Here is a 1,795-nt window from a genome sequence, read left to right as displayed (position 1 = left end):
CTACGGGAGGACGCTAGACCCGCGAGTACGACCAGCCCTGCATGCGGCCGGCCTGGTACGGCATCACGCCATGGAACGCGCGCGGGTCGTCGTCGAACACCAGCGGCAGGAACTGCCGGTCGCCCTCCCACAGCGGAAGCTCGAGCACGCGGTCGGCCTCGACCCATTCGAGCGTGCCCTCGGGATTGGACGTCAGCGGCGTGCCGTGCCAGGCGTCGACGACGAATACGAAGCCGAGCCAGTCCTCGCCGTCGCGGCCGAAGCCCGGCCAGCTGATCGTGCCGCGCAGGCGCAGGCTGTCGCATTCGATCCCCGCTTCCTCGCGGATCTCGCGGCGCATGCCCGCGACCACGTCCTCGTCGCGCTCGATCTTGCCGCCAAGGCCGTTGTACTTGCCCAGATGCTGGTCGCCGGGCCGCGCGTTGCGATGGATCATCAGCACCCGCCGGCGATCGGGGGACAGCACGTAGCCGAGCGTGGCGACGATCGGGGTGTAGGGCATCGGAAACGGGCCTGCGGCGGGAAGCCGGGCATTGTAGCGACGCCCGCCGCGCCGCTCGCGCCGTGCCGCGTCTCAGCCGGGCGCGGCAGGCAGCAGCAGCCGCGCCACCAGCGCCTCGTACAGCGCCGGCAGCGCCTCGAGGTCGGCGACGCGGACGTGCTCGTCGACCTGGTGGATGCTGGCGTTGACCGGCCCGATCTCGATGCACTGCGCGCCCAGCGGCGCGATGAAGCGCGCGTCCGAGGTGCCGCCGCCGGTGCTCTCCTCGGGCACGTCGCCGGCGAAGTCCGTCAGCACCGCGCGCGCGGCCGCGCGCAGCGGCCCCTCCGGCGTGTGGAACGGCTCGCCGCTGCGGTGCCAGTCGATCACGTGGTCCAGGCCGTGCCGGTCCAGCAGCGCGGCGACTGCCGCCTCCAGTCGCGGCGCGTCCCAGTGCGGGTTGTAGCGCAGGTTGAACTGCACCGTCGCGCTGCCGGGGATCACGTTCGTCGCGCCGGTGCCGGCGGCGATGTTGCTGACCTGCAGGCTGGTCGGCGGAAACGACTCGAAGCCGTCGTCCCAGTGGCGGCCGACGAGCTCGGCCAGCGCCGGCGCGAGCAGATGGATCGGGTTGCGCGCCTTGTCGGGATAGGCCACATGACCCTGCACGCCGCGCACGGTCAGCGTGGCCGACAGGCTGCCGCGCCGGCCCACGCGCAGCAGGTCGCCCAGGCGCCGGGTCGACGACGGCTCGCCGGTGATGCACCAGTCGATGCGCGTGCCGCGCTCGGCGAACGTGCGCGCGACCCGGCGCACGCCGTCGATCGCCGCGCCCTCCTCGTCGGAGGTCAGCAGCAGCGCCAGCGTGCCGGGATGGTCGGGGTGTGCGGCGACGAAGCGCTCGGCGGCGACGACGAAAGCCGCGACGCTGCCCTTCATGTCGGCCGCCCCGCGCCCGTACAGCACGCCGTCGCGGATCTGCGGCACGAACGGATCGGACCGCCATGCCTCGACCGGCCCGCTCGGCACCACGTCGGTGTGGCCCAGCAGCGCGAGCACCGGCCCGCCGTTCCCGTGCGTGGCCCAGAGATTGTCGACCGCGCCGAAGCGCATCGACTCGATCGAAAAGCCCGCGGCTTGCAGCCGCGCGGCGATCAGCGCCTGGCAGCCGGCATCGTCGGGGGTCACCGAGGGCCGCGCGATCAGGTCACGGGTGAGGTCGAGGACGTCGGACATGGAACCCTCTGGAAACCGTGGGAGCGCGCTCGCGCGCGATGGCGCGTTCCCGGTGGCGCCACATCGCGCGCGAGCGCG

General features: G+C 73.3%; 2 protein-coding genes. Both read right to left on the bottom strand.

Annotated features, from left to right (window positions below):
* Positions 1-13: 13 nt before the first annotated feature.
* Positions 14-502 (bottom strand): 8-oxo-dGTP diphosphatase, encoded by a 489-nt coding sequence (locus WQ56_RS17415; protein WP_047137968.1) that lies wholly within the window; start codon positions 500-502, stop codon positions 14-16.
* Between the two features lie 72 nt (positions 503-574).
* Positions 575-1,717: a succinyl-diaminopimelate desuccinylase gene (gene dapE / locus WQ56_RS17410; protein WP_047137967.1), complete on the bottom strand. Its 1,143-nt coding sequence runs from the start codon at positions 1,715-1,717 to the stop codon at positions 575-577.
* Between the last annotated feature and the right edge of the window lie 78 nt (positions 1,718-1,795).

The organism is Luteimonas sp. FCS-9, from assembly GCF_001014645.1.
Lineage (GTDB): Bacteria > Pseudomonadota > Gammaproteobacteria > Xanthomonadales > Xanthomonadaceae > Luteimonas.
Note: the sequence above shows the minus strand (reverse complement) of the source record. Positions and strands in the feature narration are given on the sequence as shown.

What these genes read in the sequence shown, in the direction of transcription:
- dapE (WP_047137967.1), bottom strand. Translation starts at nt 1,717, where the DNA reads ATGTCCGACGTCCTCGACCTCACCCGTGACCTGATCGCGCGGCCCTCG.
- WQ56_RS17415 (WP_047137968.1), bottom strand. Translation starts at nt 502, where the DNA reads ATGCCCTACACCCCGATCGTCGCCACGCTCGGCTACGTGCTGTCCCCC.